Raw genomic sequence first — 18,186 nt, 5'->3', positions numbered from 1 at the left:
TTATTTCATGGCTTCAGAAAATCGGCGGGCTGCCTCTTCCCAATTCACAATGTTCCAGAACGCACCGATATAATCCGGCCGGCGGTTCTGGTAATTCAGGTAGTAGGCGTGTTCCCAAACGTCCAGCCCGAGAACCGGCGTACCCTTTACCTCGGCAATATCCATTAGCGGATTGTCCTGGTTGGGGGTAGAACACACCTTTAGTTTGTTATCGGCCACAATCAGCCAGGCCCAGCCGGAACCGAAACGGGTGGCACCCGCATTGGCAAACTGGGTCTTAAATGCGTCGAATGACTCGAAATGAGACGCAATGGCGTCCGCCAGGGCGCCAACGGGCTTGCCCCCGCCTCCCGGCTTCATCATCGTCCAGAATAAGCTGTGGTTATAGTGTCCTCCGCCGTTGTTTCTAACCGCCATAGGGTGTTTCGAAATATTCCGGCAGATGTCTTCAATACTCAGCTTTTCTGTGTCCGTACCGGCAATGGCATTGTTCAGGTTGGTAACATATGCCTGATGGTGCTTACCATGGTGAATCTCCATGGTTTTTGCATCAATGTGCGGCTCAAGGGCATTGGGCGCATACGGTAATTTTGGTAGTTCAAAGGCCATAATTCAGGGTTTTTTTAGGGTTCTTTCATTCAAAATTAGTGAATTTGATGCGTTTCAGGGAATTTACTTACCTTTGCCGGAACCAAAAACAAACCCAATCATGAAAAAGGTGATTTTTGCTCTAACCCTTCTTTCAGCTGTTTCCCTGGTTTCTTGCGGACCCAGCGAAGAGGAACTGAAGGAACTGGAGAAGCAGATGCTGGATGCCACCAAGAGTGTTGACTCCCTGTTCAAGAATGCTGAGCAGTCAATTGACACTACTACAGTAGCTCCTGACACAACTGCGAAGTAATTCTCCGCTAATGAAGGTCTCCCGTTTGCCAGGCAGACGGGAGATTTTTTTTTACCTCTCCGTTGCGTCCAGCAGCTTTAAGGCCCGCAGAAAGACCCAGTCGTAGGTGTTGTAAACAGGGTAGAATCCATCGGCACCCCAGATGTTCCGTGCAATAGATGCTTTCAGGTAGATCCTGATCAGGGGAGCCGACCGCTTTAATTGCCCGGCGTCTTTTTTCAGATCGTTTTTTGATGCAAAATCCGCCAGTTCTTCCAGCAGCTCTTCACTTACCCTGAATTCAATTTTAAACTTCTCAATGCCGTCCCGCTCCAGTTGTTCGCGGTATTTATCGGTATGGTCAAATGAAAACTGATTGATCAGCCCTTTGAAGAAAAGTTCATTCAGGTAATCAGTCCGGGTTAAAGTGTCTATCGGGACAAACAGGTCCGGCATGATTCCGCCGCCGCCGTAAACCACCTTCCCCTTTGGGGTTTTAAATTTCAGGGAGTCAGGAAAACGGATACTGTCGGCGTTAAGAAGTTCACCGTTGAGAAAGCGGTCCGACTCTTCCTGGCGGTAGGCATCATAATCATCGTCATATGGTTTTTGAATACAGCGTCCGGTGGGTGTATAATAACGTGCGGTGGTCAAACGTAAAGCGGAGCCGTCCGAAAGTTCTGTTTGCCGCTGAACCAATCCCTTCCCGAAACTTCTTCTGCCTACAATAATTCCGCGGTCATTATCCTGGATGGCCCCTGCCACAATCTCGGAGGCAGAGGCAGAATTTTCATCAATGAGAATCACCACCTCCGTTTCTGTAAGCTTTCCTTCGTTGGTGGCGTATTTGAAATCTTTTTTCCGGTTCCGCCCCATCGTATAAACAATTACCTGTTTGTCGGCAAGAAATTCATCGCATATGCGGATGGCAACGTCCAGCAGGCCGCCGCCGTTATCGCGCAGATCAAAAATGAGTTTCTTCATTCCCTGTCCAAGAAGCTTTTCCGCCGCCTGCATGAACTCTTCATAGGAGGTTTCTGCAAAACGGTTTAGCTTGATATAGCCAATGTCTTTCTTAACCATATAGGAAACGTCAATACTGTACAGCGGAATTTCATCGCGTGTGATGGAGAATTCCAGCAGTTTAGCCCGATTGAACCGCTTCACCGTGATGTTGACTTTGGTGCCTTTCTTTCCGCGCAGCTTCCCGGTAATATCCTTGTTCTTAATCTTGACCCCCGCTACATTCTCTCCGTTCACCTTCAGAATCTGATCCCCGGCCTGAAGTCCTACCTTCTGCGAAGGTCCGCCCGCAATCACCGACACCACCCGGATGGTATCTCTTACTACATTGAATTCAATTCCTATCCCTTCAAAATTACCTTCCATCTGCTGGGCAACCTCTTCAAATTCACTGGCGGGGATATAATGGCTGTGAGGATCAAGATTGTGAAGCATCTCTTCGATGGTTTGCTCCACCAGCTCATCCTTGTTAACGGAATCTACATACTCGCGTTCCACGTATTTAAGCACCTGATTCACCTTGTCGGAAGGATCTACATAATGCTGGAACAGACTGCTGTCACCTTCTCCTGTTTTAGCCAGCTGCATTCCAATAAGAATCCCAACGCTTACCAGCACTCCGAAGAGTACGGGCAGTAAGACCAGAAATAGTTTATTCTGCCGCGGTTTCATATCAGATGGCGGGTTCGGTTTTTGCGCGGTAACGGTGCACCTCCACTCCGAACTTGATCAGAAAATCCACACCTTCGTCGGATGGAATTTTCTTGTACTCGGCGTAGGAATCGCGGTAAAATACTTTCTTGATTCCGGTTGAAAAGATCACTCTTGCGCAGGCGATGCACGGAGACAGGGTAATGTACAGCGTGGCACCCTCCAGTGAAACATTATTCTTCGCAGCGTACAGAATGGCATTCTGTTCTGCATGCAGTGCCAGGGAACAGCTTCCCTTGCTGTCGCGCGGGCAACCGGTTTCCGGCCACTCCTCGTCACAATTATGTGTGCCTGCAGGTGGTCCATTGTATCCCAGTGACACAATGCGCGTATCCTTGGTCAGTACTGCACCCACCTGCGCCTTTACACAATGGGAGCGCCGCGCCAGGTTCTCCGCCAGGTCCATATAGATATCGTCAAAGCTGGGTTTTTTCATCGGGAATGCAAATTACGGAAATAACTACCAACTTTGTCGCTTTATGGCAGGTCCCCGGACGCAGCGATATTATCTGTTATTACACTTTATTGTGATTCTCTGGGGATTCACACCCATCCTGGGAAAACTGATCTCTTTCGATGAATATAAACTGGTCACCTGGCGATTGATGTTGTCCGCACCCGCCGTGGCAGTCTATCTTTTGATCCGGAAAGGCGGAACCCGTGTTTCCCTTAATTCACTGCTTCAGATGCTGGGCATAGGAATTCTGGTTTCTTCGCATTGGATCTTCTTTTACGGCGCAATAAAGGTTTCTAATGTGTCGGTTACCATGGCGGCCTTCTCCTGCGGGGCGTTGTTCACCGCCTTCATTGAACCGCTGTTTTACAGAAGAAAGATTGATCGGTGGGAGATCGTTTTCGGAGCGGTAGTGATTGGTGCCATCGCCATGATAACTCAGGCAGAAAGCGGATACGCACTCGGTGTGTTGATGGGCGTGCTGGCTGCCCTGGGTTCTTCCCTTTTTTCTGTTCTTAATGGAAGGATGGTGCGAAAAGGCAACGACCCCGGAGTGCTGACACTGGTTGAAATGACCGGCGGACTGGCTTCGTTGCTGATGTATGGTTTTTTCACGGGAGACATCCATTCAGAAACCTTTGCAATGAATCCGGTGGATCTCGGATGGCTGCTCGTTCTGAGTCTGATCTGCACTGCTTTTACGTTCATCGCTTCCGTGGAGGTAATGAAAGAAGTGAGCCCTTACACGGTCAACCTTACGGTGAACCTGGAAAGTGTGTATGCCATTATTCTAGCCTATTTTATTTTTGGGAAAAGCGAACAGATGAGTATGCAGTTCTACTTCGGCGCACTACTCATCCTGTGTACTGTTCTGGCGAACGGCTGGCTGAAGTTTTACAGAAAAAAATAATCAGAGGGGCGGCAATTCAATGTCATCCGCAACAATAAAGGATCCAGGAAATTCTCCGATCAGCTCTTTCATGAATTTGTAGGCTTCCAGTTTGGTACGAAAATCGCCAACCCTGATCTTGAAGTACGGCGCATCGAATGGATCATAGGCGCGCACTTCGGGATACCTGGAAAGAAATCTGGATTTGATTTGCATGGCCTTGGCCTTTTCCGCTCCAAAGTGGATTTGCACGCGGTACCCCTTTATCTTGCCATTCTGCGATTCAACATATTTCTCGGAAAGTTTCCGGATCTTTTGCTCCGTAGTTCGGGTGTCGGAGTAGGAAGCCTCCCTGAAACCGAAACACACGGCGATGACGAGCAGAACTGAAAATCGGATCACGTGACGAAGATAAAGTTTTTACAGAAAATGTATGTTATTGATTATTAGAAATATATATCAACCGGACAAGAAGTGAAATTTTCAATTCGGGACGAAAATTCGCAAAAAATGATCGTTTTTATTTCATTTTGATCAAAATATCGTCGTTTTTTCAATGAAAACGATGATTTTTCTGTTTTATGATACCGGATTGACACCGTTTTACGGCATTCAGGTGGTTTAACCAAAAACCATACCCGCCGCCAGGTCTTTGGTGGCAGGTAACATTCCAATCCTTGCTGTGGGAACTGCCCCGGATATTCTCTCTCCTTGTAGGTTTGAAAATGTTTGAATATCAGTAATCTATGATCTTATTTAGAATTATTTTAAATTGACAATTTGGTGACAATTTTTTTCCAAAAAAAGACACTGGAATTAGCTTTCTCATAAATTTGTCGCGCGTTGGAATTCATTCAGATTTAACTCCAAATCAATCATATGGTTACTCGGATTTTTCCCGGAACACACCGAATTAACGCGATTCACTGCCTTCTTTTTTTGATCTTATTTTCCTCCCTGCGGCTGGCAGCAGCAGACGGGGCGAAGATCTTCAAGCAGAATTGCGCCTCATGTCACTCGCTCACCGATCAGAAACTGGCCGGTCCCGGAATGAAGGGAGTGATGGATCGTATCCCGCAGGGCGACTGGCTGAAGAACTGGATCAAGAATTCATCAGCAATGGTGTCTGCAGGGGATGCGTATGCGGTAAAGGTTTTCAATGAAAACAACAAGTCCGCGATGACGGCCTTCGAAAGCATCCTCTCCAATGAGGAAATCGATGCGGTGATCACTTTTCTTAAAAACCCTGTTGTAGATGGCGGTGGTGCAGCCGGAGCGGGTGGTGATCAGTGGGCTGTTGCCCCGGATCCTGTGGACGACGGGCCTTCCGTACTAACACTTCTGCTGGTGATTTTGGGTCTGCTGGTTCTCGCAACCGTCCTGAGCGCAGTCCGGCGCAATCTTCAAAATGCGGTGAATATCCGCAAAGGACTGCAACCGGAAAAAGAGTACACTGTAAAGGAATGGCTGGAACAGAATAAGCGCAATGTGGCTCTGATCATACTGGTGCTTTTATTTATGGGATCACACTGGGGATGGTATGCTATGAAGGATATCGGCGTCTTTACCGGATACAAGCCTTCCCAGCCGATTGCATTCTCTCATGCAGTGCATGCCGGACAAAACCAGATCAACTGTGAGTACTGTCATAGCGGCGTGAGTAAATCTAAAGTGGCCGGTGTGCCCTCTGCCGGTGTTTGTATGAATTGCCACAAAGCGGTGAGCACAGGAACACGAACAGGTACGGACGAAATCGCCAAGATCTATGCCGCCACCGGTTGGAATCCACAAACCATGTCCTACGACAAGCCGGCCGCCCCTATCAAATGGAATCGGGTGCACGCTCTTCCTGACTTTGTATTCTTTTCACACAAACAGCACGTAGTGGCAGGTAAACAGGAATGTAAAACCTGTCATGGAGACCTCACTAAAATGGATGTTGCCAAACAGGTTCAGCCCCTCACGATGGCATGGTGTGTGGATTGTCACCGCACTACTGCCATCCCCGGACTTGCGGACAACCCTTATTACGAAAGTCTCCACAAGAACCTGACAGAGTTGTACAAGGGACAACCTATCACGGTGGACAAAATGGGCGGACTGGAATGTGCAAAATGTCACTACTGATCGAAACTTTTTTTAGAATCATATAGCACTGATTATGGGTAATAACATAAAATACTGGAAGAGCCTTGATGAACTGAAGGACACTCCTGAGTTCACTGAGAAAAAAGAGCATGAGTTCGCAGAACAGTTGCCGGCCGATCTTTTTGGTCAGGAATCAACTGCGGATCTCACCTCTACCAACCGCAGGGACTTTCTCAAATTCCTCGGTTTCGGAATCGGCGCAGCTGCCCTTGCCTCCTGTGAGGCTCCCGTGATGAAAACCATCCCGTATGTGGTGAACCCGGAGGAAATTACACCGGGGGTGGCCAACTGGTACTCTTCCACTTACGCTGACGGGTACGACTACTGCAGCGTGATTGTGAAAACGCGCGAAGGCCGTCCGATCAAAGTGGAAGGTAACAAGCGCAGTAAGATTACTCAGGGAGGAGTGAATGCCCGCGTGCAGGGATCGGTTCTCTCATTGTATGATTCCAACAGACTGAAAAGCCCGAAGCAGGTCAATGGAGGCGCATTGACAGATGTCAGCTGGGATGCCCTTGATAATGCGGTGACCGATGCATTGAAAAAAGCAGGAAGCGCAGGTAAGACCATTGCCATTGTGTCCTCTACGATTCTGAGTCCGACTACCCATTCTCTTATTCGCAGCTATGCGCGGAAGTTTCCTACTACCAGGCATGTGATGTACGATGCGGTATCTTCTTATGCCATGGCAAAAGCGCATGAGATGACGCATGGTAGCAAGAATATTCCTTCTTATGATTTCTCGAAGGCCAAGGTGATTGTTTCCTTCGGCGCAGATTTCCTTGCGAACTGGATATCACCTGTGGAATTCTCCAAGCAATATTCCCGTAACCGGAAAGTGAGCAAGGAGAATAAAGAGATGTCCAGACACGTTCATTTTGAAACCACACTATCGGTTACCGGATCCAATGCGGATTACCGGTTTCCTCTCAAGCCTTCCCAAATGGGGAATGCCATTGTGCAGTTATACAATGCGCTTACAGGCGGAGGCTTAAGCGTAGGGAATGCTAAGGCGGATGAGGCCGCGATTAAAAAAACAGCGGAGTGGCTTAACGCCAATAAAGGGAAAGCCCTCGTGGTTTGTGGTCTCAACGATGTGAATGCCCAGGTAATGGTGAATGAAATCAATAAACACCTCGGATCATACGGAACTACTATAAATACTGAAATCTCCAGCTACTACCGCCAGGGAGATGATGAAAAGCTTAGTGCGCTGGTGGAAGAGATGAATGCCGGAAAAGTAGGAGTTGTCATTCTCTACAATTGCAACCCGGTTTATAATACCGGTAACGGATTGGGCTTTGCCGCCGCTCTTGCAAAAGCAGATTTCAGAGTTTCATTGTCGGGTCTTGCAGATGCCACAGCAAAGTCATGTAATTATGTAGCACCGGATCATCACTACCTTGAATCCTGGAATGATGCAAAGCCCAAAGATCTGCACTTCAGCCTTGGACAGCCTGCGATCAGCCCGCTCTTCCGCACAAGGCAGGCACAGGAATCACTCATGAAATGGAGCGGTATAGAGGGAACGTATCTCGCCTATCTGAAAAAGTACTGGATGTACGTGGTTTTCCCTTGTCAGTCTAAATACGGAGCAGACTTCACGAGGTTCTGGAATGATTCTCTGCACGATGGCGTTGCGTATACGGAAGTTAAAAAAGCAGGAGGTGAAGAGGATGTGCCGGCAGAAACCGAAACATCAGTAACTGCAGTTTCCGGAGGTGATACCACAACAGTCAATATGAACGCGCCTGTGATGCCGGCGCCGGTCTCTGAGGAGGTGAAAAAGGAGGATAAGAAGGAAGACAAAAAGGATGCGCCCGCTCCCAGTGGGGCTGATCTTGGTGCCGCTGCGGCCGCTTTAGCCGCAGTAAAAGGCGGCGACTTTGAAGTAGTGCTGTATGAGAAAACCGCCATCGGCGATGGTGGATCTACTTCCGGCAACCCCTGGTTGCTTGAATTCCCTGATCCTGTTTCTAAAGTTACCTGGGCGAATTATGTTACAATGAATCCCCTCGACATGGAGGGAAAATACAGTACCCTTGAACGTCAGGATATGAAAGGCGATCTGGTGAGTGTAAGCTTCGCCGGTGTGAACCTGACCGGAATTCCTGTATTTCCTCAACCTGGTCAGGCGCGTGGAACAATTGGTATTGCCCTCGGATATGGAAAAGACGACGCCGTGATCCACAAACACGTGGACGGAAAGAATGCCTATCCCATGGTGCAGATGGTGAACGGAACGGTGCAATACACCGGCGCAGGTGCCACTGTTAGCGAATCAACAGGCAGCTACCATTATGCCTGTACGCAGCAGCAGCATACTATGATGGGAAGAAAAATCGTAAATGAAACCGATCTCCAGACGTATGCCGGACAGCCCAAGGAATCCTGGAATGCTCCTACGGTTATTCCTGTCATCACTAAGGATGGAGGCCATGAGAAAAAGTCACCGGATGAGGTGACCCTGTGGCAGGAACACCATCGCCCCGGCAGTTTCTGGTCTATGGCTATTGATCTGAATGCCTGTACAGGTTGCGGATCCTGTGTGATCTCCTGTCATGCTGAAAATAATATCCCCGTGGTCGGAAAGGATCAGGTTTCAAATGCCCGTGACCTGCACTGGATGCGGATCGACCGGTATTTCAGTTCACCCATGAGCAAGCCAAAAGCGAAAGAAGAGGGCCTTGGGAAAATTGATATGTATCTGCAGATGGAATATCCGCATATGGAAAATCCAAAGGTGGTGTTCCAACCCATGATGTGTCAGCATTGCGACAATGCTCCCTGCGAAACAGTGTGCCCGGTGCTGGCTACTTCGCACAGTATGGAAGGCCTCAATATGATGACTTACAACCGCTGTGTTGGTACCAGGTATTGTGCGAACAACTGTCCGTATAAAGTACGACGGTTTAACTGGTACAATTATACCGGACTGGAGCGCTTCCGCGAAATCAACCCGACCTTCGGTGAGAACGGAGGAAATGAGCTGGGAAGAATGGTACTCAACCCCGATGTTGTGGTTCGTACACGCGGAGTAATGGAGAAATGTTCTATGTGTGTTCAGCGAATCCAGGAAGGTAAACTCAACGCCAAAGCAAATGGCCGACCGGTGATCGACGGAGAAATCCAGACTGCCTGCTCGCAGAGCTGTCCCACCGATGCCATCACATTCGGCGACCTCAATAACCCTGAGTCGGCGGTTGCCAAGCTACATGCGGATGAGCGCACCTATAAAGTGTTGGACGACGTTGGTGTGCAGCCCACCGTTTTCTATCTTACCAAAGTAAGAAACGACGAAGGAGAAGTTAAGATTTGATATAATTTTTTGAGCTAATACTATGCAAAAAGAATCTGCCATCCGAACGCCCCTGATCCTTGGTGATAATGTTACCTATAAAAGGATCAGTGACGAGATCATCAAACCCATTGAGGGAACGATTCCCAGATCATGGTATGTGGTGTTTTCCATCGCCGCCGTCATGTTCCTCTGGGGAATAGGCTGTTTGGCCTATACCATTGGGGTCGGGATTGGAACCTGGGGATCCAACAACGGAGTTGACTGGGCCTGGGATATCACCAACTTCGTTTGGTGGATCGGTATCGGTCATGCCGGAACGCTGATCTCCGCGGTATTGCTTTTGTTCCGTCAGAAATGGCGGATGGCGATCAACCGTTCCGCCGAAGCGATGACCATCTTTGCTGTTTGCTGTGCCGCAATTTTCGTATTGCTGCATACCGGTCGTCCCTGGCTTGACTACTGGCTCTTTCCCTTTCCGAACCAGTTCGGTTCTTCCTGGCCCAATTTCAACTCTCCGCTGCTATGGGACGTATTCGCGGTATCCACTTACTTCTCCGTTTCGCTGGTGTTCTGGTACATTGGTCTTATTCCCGATTTTGCCATGATCCGCGACCGCATGCAGTCACCGGGTTGGAAAAAGTTCTATAAGATCCTCAGTTTCGGATGGAGTGGAAGAGTGATGGACTGGAATCGTTTTGAAGAAGTTTCGCTGGTACTGGCCGGTCTTTCCACACCGCTGGTGTTCTCGGTTCACTCTATTGTATCCATGGACTTTGCTACGTCCATTCTTCCGGGATGGCATACCACTATCTTCCCTCCCTATTTCGTTTCCGGCGCCGTTTTTTCCGGTTTTGCAATGGTACTTACCCTGCTGCTAATGATGAGGAAAATATTCAAGCTGGAGCATTACATTACCATGAAGCACATTGAATACATGAACATTGTAATCATTGTTACCGGTTCAATCGTTGGAGTTGCTTACCTCTCCGAATTATTTATGTCATGGTACAGCGGGGTTGAGTACGAGCAGTATTGCTTCCTCAACCGGGCTACCGGACCCTACGCAATCGCCTATTGGTGTATGATGACCTGTAACGTGATCTCACCGCAGCTCTTCTGGTTCAAAAAGATCCGTACAAGTTTGTATGCTACCATGATACTTTCGATTGTTGTGAACATTGGAATGTGGTTCGAGCGATTCGTAATCATTGTTCCCACCCTTTGCCGTACGTTCCTTCCTTCCACCTGGAATATGTACAGCCCCACTTTTGTGGATGTGGGCATCTTTGTGGGAACCATCGGTATGTTCTTCACATTCTTCCTGTTGTTTGCACGGTTCTTCCCCGTTATCGCACAGGCAGAGTTGAAAACCATTTTGAAAGGCTCCAGCCAGCAGTCACGGCTGGTAAGCTCGTCCGATCATTCCCACTCACATCATTAACCAGCGATAAGTACGAACTATGGATAAAAGAATTATTAATGCGATCTACGGCGACGACGACCATGTGTTGAAGTCGGCACGTACCCTTCGATCTTCCAATATTCAGGTAAAGGAGGTTTTCTCTCCCTTCCCGATTCACGGTATTGAAGCCGTTTTGGGAGTGAAAAAGACCCGTTTGGCTACCTGCGCTTTTCTGTACGGGATCACAGGCATGTTGCTCGGAACCCTGATGATGTGGTACATGATGGTGGGCGACTGGCCCAATATCATCGGTGGTAAGCCCAACTGGTTCTATTTCCAGAATATCCCGGCTTTCATTCCCATCACGTTTGAGTGTACCGTACTCTGCGCCGCTCACGGAATGGCACTGACCTATTTTCTTCGCAGCTGGTTGTTGCCGGGTGTAACCCCTACGAATCCGGATCCCCGCACTACGGATGATAAATTCTGTATTCAGGTGCTCGCAGATGATGCCGAAGTACCCGGGATTGTTTCAAAAATGAAGGCCGACGGAGCTGAAGAAGTGACTGTTTCCTGATATTATAAATATGAGAAAAAGCAAGTATATCCTCTACCTCGTTGCACCGGCATTATTGCTGGGCGCCTGTGGTAAAAAGAACCCGGATTCCCCGGGAATTGAATTCATGCCGGACATGTATCGCTCTACGTCGTATGAAACCAATTCTTCATCACCTGTCTTTGCTGACAGTATGACGAACAGGCAACCGGTAGAAGGCACCATTGCCCTGGGATTCAAACCTTACCCCTACAAGAACAATAACCAGGGGTATGAACTGGCCGGAAGATGGCTTAAGAATCCGGTGGATCCAACTCCGGAAAATATTGGCACAGGGAAAGTGCTTTATGATAAATTTTGTCAGCACTGTCATGGCGCTACCGGACAGGGCGACGGCCACATGGTGAACATCGGGAAATACCCTTCACCGCCGCCTTCTTATTCCGGACCGCTGAAGAATCTATCGGAAGGGAAAATGATGCACTCTATTCACCACGGTAAGAATATGATGGGATCTCATGCCGCTCAACTGAATATGGAAGAGCGCTGGAAGATCATCCGTTATGTGCAGACGCTTCAGGGAATTGATTTTAATACTATGTCAGCAGATTCTGTTTATCAGCAGCGTTGCGGAGCTACATTGGAAAAGAAGAAAGAAAAATAATTCGAGTATCATACGTTTATAAATATCTGGCAGTTATGGAACTTAAGCTGAATTACACCGTACCGGCAAAAACGAAGAAAATTACTCTCGCTGTGATGTTAGCGGGTATCATTCTTTTTGCTGTTGGACTGGTCATGCATTTCATGGGCGGTCACGGAGAAGAACACGCAGGAGGAGAGCATGCAGGCCATGCGGCAGATTTCTCCACCCGTTTGTGGGCCAATCTGCTAGTCAATTCGTTTTTCTTTATGGGTATCGGACTGGGAGCCACTTTTTTTATGGCACTCAAATACGCAACGGAATCGCATTACGCCTCCGTGTTTAAACGGGTAACGGAAGCTGTTTCAAAATTCCTGCCCATTGGCGCTATTTTCATGCTGGTGGTTCTTCTGGCCGGACAATTTCACCTTCACCATTTGTACCACTGGATGGATCCGGATGTTTATGATCCTGCCAGCCCTCATTTTGATGCGAAAATCGCGGATAAAGCAGCCTACCTTAATCCGGTGTTTTTCTGGGCACGATTCGTTGTGTTCTTCCTCATCTGGATCCTCTGCCAGAGAAAAATGGTAGCCAACTCCATCAATGAAGATCTGCAGGGAGGAACGGCTAATCACTTTAAAAATATAACCTGGGGCGCATTCTTCCTCGTATTCTTTGGCTTTACTTCTTCAGTGGCCTCCTGGGATTGGACCATGTCATTGGATGTTCACTGGTTTTCCACCATGTGGGGTTGGTATACCTTCTCCGGAATCTGGATCTCCTCTATGATCACCATTCTCATGCTGGTGCTTCACCTCAAGCGTCATGGATACCTAGAATATGTGAACGACAGTCATATTCATGATCTGGGTAAGTGGGTGTTCGCCGTTTCTTTCCTATGGAGCTATCTGTTCTTCTGTCAGTATATGCTCATCTGGTATGCTAATATCCCCGAAGAAGTAACGTACTACACCAGCCGCTTCCAGACCAACGGCTACCTGGGAATACAATGGACTCTTTTCTTCGTCAACTTCGCACTGCCGATGCTGCTGATGATGTCACGTGATGCTAAACGTCATAGCGGAATCCTGACCATCGTTTGCTACACCATCTTTTTCTTTCACTGGCTGGATGTGTTTGTGGTTGTTATGCCGCCCACCGTTGCCAGTCATTGGCATCTGGGAGGTATAGAACTGGGTATGTTCCTTATCTTCCTCGGATTCACGCTTAACCGCCTGCATCATTTTCTTACCAAGGCTCCTCTGCTCGCCAGGCACGATCCTTACCTCGACGAAAGTATTCATCATCACGCCTGATCATTAACGGAACCTTCACCTTCACCAAATGATATATCTCATCGTAATTATTGCCGCCATCGCTGCCCTCGTTCTGCGGCAGTGCCTTAACATTAACCGGCTCTCCTCGCGCCTCAAAAGGGGAGAATAGTGGCATTCTGTGTCGGACCGGATACCCTTTTATTTAAGGGCACATTCCTTTTTATTGAATATCAGATAGTTACATAATTGTAACTCGTTATCGGCTTTTTCCTCATTCTTTGCGGACCCTGAGAGAATTTAAATATATTTGAGCAAAATATGATATTCGACATGCCAAAGTATAGCGAAGATCATAAATCTTACTAACCTAGATTGGCCTGCCTGGGCGGGTCTACTCGAAAAAAGAAATAATATGACCGGTTATCTGATTCTTTTTGCTTGCGCAATCCTGATTCTCGTGCTGGCACGCATTGTCCGGATTTTCGAACTCTCTGCAGAACTGCGCGGCGGACCTCCGGCATGGATTGTTACGGATCGGGACAACAGCACGAACGGCAATATGTTTCTGCTCTTTATGCTTGCCTTTTTCGGATTCTGCATTTGGCAGTTTTACAGCTACAAGGATCTCCTGCTTCCGGTGGCAGCCTCCGAAGAAGGGCAGGAACTTGACTGGCTGATGAACTTTAATTTTCTAATCATCACGATTGTATTCGTATTGGTAAACTTCCTTCTTTTTTATTTTGCATGGAAGTACCGTTCGGTGCCGGGTCGCGTGGCTTTGTTCTATCCCGAGAATCACAAACTGGAATTACTCTGGACGCTGGTACCGGGAATTGTAATGGCCATCATCATTGTACTCGGCCTCCGCACATGGAACAAACTCCAACGTGATCCTGTGGCAGCCGGAGAGGACTATGTGCTGATTGAACTGGTATCAGAACAGTTTAAATGGACCGCGCGCTATTCCGGTGACGACAATAAGCTCGGGAAGAGTAATTTCCGCCTGATTTCAACCAAAAATGCTATCGGTATTGACGCTTCAGACCCTGCATCTGAAGATGACTTTATCGTGTACAATGAGATCCACGTTCCAAAAGGAAAGCGGGTGCTCTTCTCTCTCCGTTCAAAGGATGTTATACACTCAGCATACTTCCCTCATTTTCGTCAGCAAATGAATACAGTACCCGGTCTTCAGACACAGGTACATTTTCTTCCCACCATTACCACCGACAGCATGAGGGTGATTACCGGTAATCCGGAGTTTCAGTATATTCTGCTTTGCAACAAAATCTGCGGAACAGCTCATTATAACATGAAGTTGGACATTGTGGTGGAGGAGGAGGATGCATTCCGCAAATGGTACGAAGAGAAAAAGAGCAAGGTTATTTTCAAAACAGACAATGCTCCAGTTCCCGTAATTAACACCCCGGCTCCGGCGGATTCTCTGCCGGTTGTTTCCCCGGATACAGCAAAGAAGAACCCCTGATTTTATCTAATCAATCCTGAACCCAAAGCAAAGAACTATGTCAGGCGAACACGCACAGGCCCATCTTCATGATCACGCGCATGATCATCATGATCACCATGAGGAGACGTGGGTAACTAAATATGTATTCAGCATGGATCACAAAGTGATCTCCCGCCAGTTCCTTATTACGGCGGTGATCATGGGAGTGGTCGCAATGCTCATGTCTACACTTTTTCGCCTGCAGCTGGCCTGGCCCGGCGAAAAATTTGCCTTCGTAAACTGGATGCTGGGAGATAAATGGGCACCCGATGGAATCATGACGCCCGATATGTATCTCGCCCTAGTGACCATTCACGGAACTATTATGGTGTTCTTCGTTCTTACAGGAGGATTGTCCGGAACGTTTTCAAATCTTCTCATTCCATATCAGATTGGTGCCAGGGATATGGCTTCCGGATTTCTGAATATGCTTTCCTACTGGTTTTTCTTTGTTTCTTCCGTAATTATGCTGGTCTCTCTGTTCGTGGAGTCAGGACCTGCTTCCGGCGGATGGACCATTTATCCGCCGCTTTCTGCCCTGCCTCAGGCAATTTCCGGGTCAGGATTGGGAATGACCCTGTGGTTGCTTTCTATGACCCTCTTCGTCGTTTCGGCTCTGCTGGGAGGATTGAATTACATTATTACTATCATGAATCTTCGCACAAAGGGAATGACCATGGGACGGATGCCCCTTACCATGTGGGCATTTCTTATCACGGCTGTTTTGGGCGTACTATCGTTCCCGGTGCTGGTTGGCTGTGTTCTGCTGCTGATGTTCGACCGTACACTGGGAACCAGTTTCTATCTTTCGGATATCTACATTGGCGGTCAGGCGCTGGATCATGTTGGCGGAAGCCCCATCCTCTTTCAACACCTTTTCTGGTTCCTTGGCCACCCCGAGGTGTATATTGTTCTGTTACCCGCCCTGGGTATTGCCTCGGAAATTATTTCCACTAACGCACGTAAACCTATCTTCGGCTACCGGGCAATGGTGGGTTCCATGCTGGCCATCGGCTTTCTCTCATTCATTGTCTGGGGCCACCATATGTATGTCACCGGAATGAATCCATTTCTTGGATCTGTGTTTGTATTTACAACACTCCTGATCGCTATCCCCTCCGCTGTGAAGGCGTTTAATTACATTACAACGCTTTGGAAGGGGAACATCCGGTTTACTCCGGCCATGCTCTTTTGCATCGGATTGGTCTCTACATTCGTATCGGGAGGAGTCACAGGTATCATTCTGGCAGATTCGGCATTGGATATACCTGTTCATGATACTTATTTTGTGGTGGCGCACTTCCATATTGTGATGGGACTTTCGGCTATTCTGGGAATGTTTGCAGGTGTCTATCACTGGTACCCGAAAATGTTCCTGCGCATGATGAATAAGAAACTTGGTTACCTCCACTTCTGGCTCACCTTTGTTTGTGCTTATGGTGTATTCTTTCCAATGCACTTCCTTGGACTGGCAGGTGTACCCCGCCGTTATTATACCAACTCCGAATTTCCAATGTTCGATAACCTGGTGGATATTAACGTGCTCGTAACTATTTTTGCGCTGGTTGGCGCTTTGGCACAAGTGATTTTCCTGTACAATTTCTTTTACAGCATGTTCAGGGGTGAGCGAGCTACAGAAAATCCCTGGGATGCTAATACCCTGGAGTGGACCAACGGAGTAGGTCATGTACACGGAAACTGGCAGGGCGAACTGCCCGAGGTTCATCGCTGGGCTTATGATTACAGCAAACCGGGGAAATCAACAGATTTTATTCCGCAAACTGTTCCGCTGGAACCTGGTGAGTACGATGGCGGCAGGATGGATGACCATCATTGATAGTTAGTTGGAATGATTGGGAAAAGTCCTCCACATGCGTGGGGGACTTTTTGTTTTATACCGCTTTATTTTTATTCGCCAGCTGACCGCAGGCGGCATCAATGTCTTTTCCCCTGCTTCGGCGCACATTGGCAATGATCCCCCGATTTTCGAGTACAGAGACAAATTTTCGCAGGCGCTCCGGAGTAGTTTGCTGTAAAGTGCCGCCATCAATCGGATTGTATTCAATAATGTTCACTTTGGAAGGAACCTTCCTGCAATAAGCGGCCAATTCCTCAGCATCTGAAACAGAATCGTTGAAATCTTTGAAAATGATGTATTCGTAGGTGACGCGTGTACCCGTTTTTTCGTAAAAGTAATTTAATGCCTCCGCCAGTACATCCAGAGAATTCTGTTCATTTACAGGCATGATACGATTGCGTTTATTGTCGTTGGCTGCATGCAGTGAGAGTGCCAGATTAAATTTCACACCATCATCGCCCAGCCGCCGGATCATCTTTGCAATTCCGGCTGTGGAAACTGTGATACGCTGCGGACTCATGCCCAGTCCATCCGGAGAGGTGATTTTACTAATACTGCGCACGACCTCAGTGTAGTTAAGAAGTGGTTCGCCCATACCCATGTATACGATGTTACTGAGAGGAATGCCGAATTCTTTTAAGGCCTGATCACGGATGATCACTACCTGATCAAAGATCTCTCCGGCATCCAGGTTACGTATCCGTTCGAGCCTGCCCGTTGCACAAAATAAGCAGGAGAGAGAACAACCGGCCTGCGAACTAATGCAGGCTGTCATTCGTTCTGTGGTGGGAATCAGCACCCCTTCTACAACATTATCGTCGTAAAGCCGGAATGCACTCTTGATGGTGCGGTCCGAGGAAACCTGCTGTTCTGCAAGTACCACCGGCCTAATGATGAATTCTGCTTTTAATGTTTCCCTTAATTCCTTGGGAATGTTCGACATAGAATCAAAATCGCGGGCTGCGCGCTGCCAAAGCCATTCTGTAATCTGCCGTGCCCGGAAGGCGGGTAGCTTATGGGTAGTTACCCAGTCAAGTATTTCCTGGTCTTCGAGCTTACGTATGTCCTTTTTCACACTGCAAAGATAGTCGAACCCGCCGGTTTGCCGGTGAGCAACGGATGTGGTATATTTACGTCAGTTTTTCCACACGTCCCCTCCTTAAACTTGAGCGCCGGTTTCAGGTTTGTTATTTGGAAAGAAAATGGAGTTGTTCATCAAAACGGTTATTCTCCTTAAGTCAATGCGGTTAAGTATTTTATTAATGATTATGGTTGTCTGCAGTCCTCTTCTGCTGGCAACGCATAACCGGGCAGGTGAAATTACCTATACTCATATTAGCGGTTATAAATATCGTATCAGAGTAACCACCTACACGAAACTCAATGTTCTTACCGACAAGTGCGAATTGATGGTAAAATTCGGCGACGGCGACAGCGCATCGGCTCCGCGGGTCAATGGACCCAGTGTGGATTGTAATCCCGCTTCCGATGGGCAGCCCATCTCATCAGACATGAAGCTGAATATCTACGAAGT

16 protein-coding genes are annotated in these 18,186 nt (G+C 48.0%); 11 read left to right on the top strand and 5 right to left on the bottom strand.

From position 1 onward, the window contains the following. Entirely contained in the window at window positions 1–609 is a 609-nt protein-coding gene (locus IT233_00080) for a superoxide dismutase (protein MCC7301015.1), read from the bottom strand. Between the two features lie 100 nt (window positions 610–709). Here IT233_00080 and IT233_00075 point away from each other — a divergent pair, with 100 nt between their 5' ends. Then, on the top strand, window positions 710–901 hold the full coding sequence (locus IT233_00075) for a hypothetical protein (protein ID MCC7301014.1): 192 nt from the start codon (window positions 710–712) through the stop codon (window positions 899–901). A gap of 51 nt (window positions 902–952) precedes the next feature. Here IT233_00075 and IT233_00070 read toward each other — a convergent pair whose 3' ends face one another. After that, on the bottom strand, window positions 953–2,575 hold the full coding sequence (locus IT233_00070; protein MCC7301013.1) for a S41 family peptidase: 1,623 nt from the start codon (window positions 2,573–2,575) through the stop codon (window positions 953–955). Window position 2,576: 1 nt separating this feature from the next. After that, entirely contained in the window at window positions 2,577–3,050 is a 474-nt protein-coding gene (locus IT233_00065; GenBank protein MCC7301012.1) for a dCMP deaminase family protein, read from the bottom strand. 43 nt (window positions 3,051–3,093) lie between these two features. On the opposite strand from IT233_00065, the gene IT233_00060 reads away from it, so the two are divergent. Continuing rightward, window positions 3,094–3,978, top strand: a complete 885-nt coding sequence (locus tag IT233_00060) for a DMT family transporter (GenBank protein ID MCC7301011.1) — start codon at window positions 3,094–3,096, stop codon at window positions 3,976–3,978. Here the strand turns inward: IT233_00060 and IT233_00055 are convergent, their stop codons facing one another. Then, window positions 3,979–4,359, bottom strand: a complete 381-nt coding sequence (locus IT233_00055) for an SPOR domain-containing protein (GenBank protein ID MCC7301010.1) — start codon at window positions 4,357–4,359, stop codon at window positions 3,979–3,981. It lies immediately after the preceding gene. 537 nt (window positions 4,360–4,896) lie between these two features. On the opposite strand from IT233_00055, the gene IT233_00050 reads away from it, so the two are divergent. From IT233_00050 to IT233_00015, 8 genes are all read left to right on the top strand, one after another. Beyond that, window positions 4,897–6,084 carry a c-type cytochrome gene (locus IT233_00050; GenBank protein MCC7301009.1) on the top strand — a complete coding sequence of 396 codons (1,188 nt, stop codon included), beginning with the start codon at window positions 4,897–4,899 and terminating at the stop codon, window positions 6,082–6,084. A gap of 34 nt (window positions 6,085–6,118) precedes the next feature. Beyond that, complete coding sequence (locus IT233_00045; protein MCC7301008.1) at window positions 6,119–9,424, top strand: TAT-variant-translocated molybdopterin oxidoreductase; 3,306 nt, start codon at window positions 6,119–6,121, stop codon at window positions 9,422–9,424. A 22-nt stretch (window positions 9,425–9,446) separates the two neighbouring features. Then, complete coding sequence (gene nrfD / locus IT233_00040) at window positions 9,447–10,847, top strand: polysulfide reductase NrfD (GenBank protein MCC7301007.1); 1,401 nt, start codon at window positions 9,447–9,449, stop codon at window positions 10,845–10,847. 19 nt (window positions 10,848–10,866) lie between these two features. Next, the gene (locus tag IT233_00035) at window positions 10,867–11,385 is read left to right on the top strand and encodes a DUF3341 domain-containing protein (protein MCC7301006.1); all 519 of its coding nucleotides are present in this window, start codon (window positions 10,867–10,869) and stop codon (window positions 11,383–11,385) included. Between the two features lie 10 nt (window positions 11,386–11,395). Further along, window positions 11,396–12,028, top strand: a complete 633-nt coding sequence (locus IT233_00030) for a cytochrome c (GenBank protein MCC7301005.1) — start codon at window positions 11,396–11,398, stop codon at window positions 12,026–12,028. Between the two features lie 95 nt (window positions 12,029–12,123). Next, window positions 12,124–13,326, top strand: a complete 1,203-nt coding sequence (locus IT233_00025; GenBank protein MCC7301004.1) for a quinol:cytochrome C oxidoreductase — start codon at window positions 12,124–12,126, stop codon at window positions 13,324–13,326. Window positions 13,327–13,699: 373 nt separating this feature from the next. Beyond that, the gene (locus tag IT233_00020; protein ID MCC7301003.1) at window positions 13,700–14,773 is read left to right on the top strand and encodes a cytochrome c oxidase subunit II; all 1,074 of its coding nucleotides are present in this window, start codon (window positions 13,700–13,702) and stop codon (window positions 14,771–14,773) included. Window positions 14,774–14,810: 37 nt separating this feature from the next. Then, window positions 14,811–16,631: a cbb3-type cytochrome c oxidase subunit I gene (locus IT233_00015; GenBank protein ID MCC7301002.1), complete on the top strand. Its 1,821-nt coding sequence runs from the start codon at window positions 14,811–14,813 to the stop codon at window positions 16,629–16,631. A gap of 55 nt (window positions 16,632–16,686) precedes the next feature. Here the strand turns inward: IT233_00015 and rlmN are convergent, their stop codons facing one another. Then, window positions 16,687–17,727: a 23S rRNA (adenine(2503)-C(2))-methyltransferase RlmN gene (gene rlmN / locus IT233_00010; protein ID MCC7301001.1), complete on the bottom strand. Its 1,041-nt coding sequence runs from the start codon at window positions 17,725–17,727 to the stop codon at window positions 16,687–16,689. Between the two features lie 193 nt (window positions 17,728–17,920). Between rlmN and IT233_00005 the strand changes: the two genes are divergently transcribed. Next, the coding region (locus IT233_00005; GenBank protein MCC7301000.1) for a hypothetical protein at window positions 17,921–18,186 on the top strand (266 nt) is incomplete at its 3' end.

Source organism: Bacteroidia bacterium, from assembly GCA_020852255.1.
GTDB lineage: Bacteria > Bacteroidota > Bacteroidia > JADZBD01 > JADZBD01 > JADZBD01.
Note: the sequence above shows the minus strand (reverse complement) of the source record. Positions and strands in the feature narration are given on the sequence as shown.

Bases quoted from the DNA above. Each gene is read 5' to 3' on its own strand.
- IT233_00025 (MCC7301004.1), top strand. From the start codon at position 12,124: ATGTTAGCGGGTATCATTCTTTTTGCTGTTGGACTGGTCATGCATTTC.
- IT233_00015 (MCC7301002.1), top strand. From the start codon at position 14,811: ATGTCAGGCGAACACGCACAGGCCCATCTTCATGATCACGCGCATGAT.
- IT233_00035 (MCC7301006.1), top strand. From the start codon at position 10,867: ATGGATAAAAGAATTATTAATGCGATCTACGGCGACGACGACCATGTG.
- IT233_00080 (MCC7301015.1), bottom strand. From the start codon at position 609: ATGGCCTTTGAACTACCAAAATTACCGTATGCGCCCAATGCCCTTGAG.
- IT233_00060 (MCC7301011.1), top strand. From the start codon at position 3,094: ATGGCAGGTCCCCGGACGCAGCGATATTATCTGTTATTACACTTTATT.
- IT233_00045 (MCC7301008.1), top strand. From the start codon at position 6,119: ATGGGTAATAACATAAAATACTGGAAGAGCCTTGATGAACTGAAGGAC.
- nrfD (MCC7301007.1), top strand. From the start codon at position 9,447: ATGCAAAAAGAATCTGCCATCCGAACGCCCCTGATCCTTGGTGATAAT.
- IT233_00075 (MCC7301014.1), top strand. From the start codon at position 710: ATGAAAAAGGTGATTTTTGCTCTAACCCTTCTTTCAGCTGTTTCCCTG.
- IT233_00070 (MCC7301013.1), bottom strand. From the start codon at position 2,575: ATGAAACCGCGGCAGAATAAACTATTTCTGGTCTTACTGCCCGTACTC.
- IT233_00020 (MCC7301003.1), top strand. From the start codon at position 13,700: ATGACCGGTTATCTGATTCTTTTTGCTTGCGCAATCCTGATTCTCGTG.
- IT233_00030 (MCC7301005.1), top strand. From the start codon at position 11,396: ATGAGAAAAAGCAAGTATATCCTCTACCTCGTTGCACCGGCATTATTG.
- IT233_00065 (MCC7301012.1), bottom strand. From the start codon at position 3,050: ATGAAAAAACCCAGCTTTGACGATATCTATATGGACCTGGCGGAGAAC.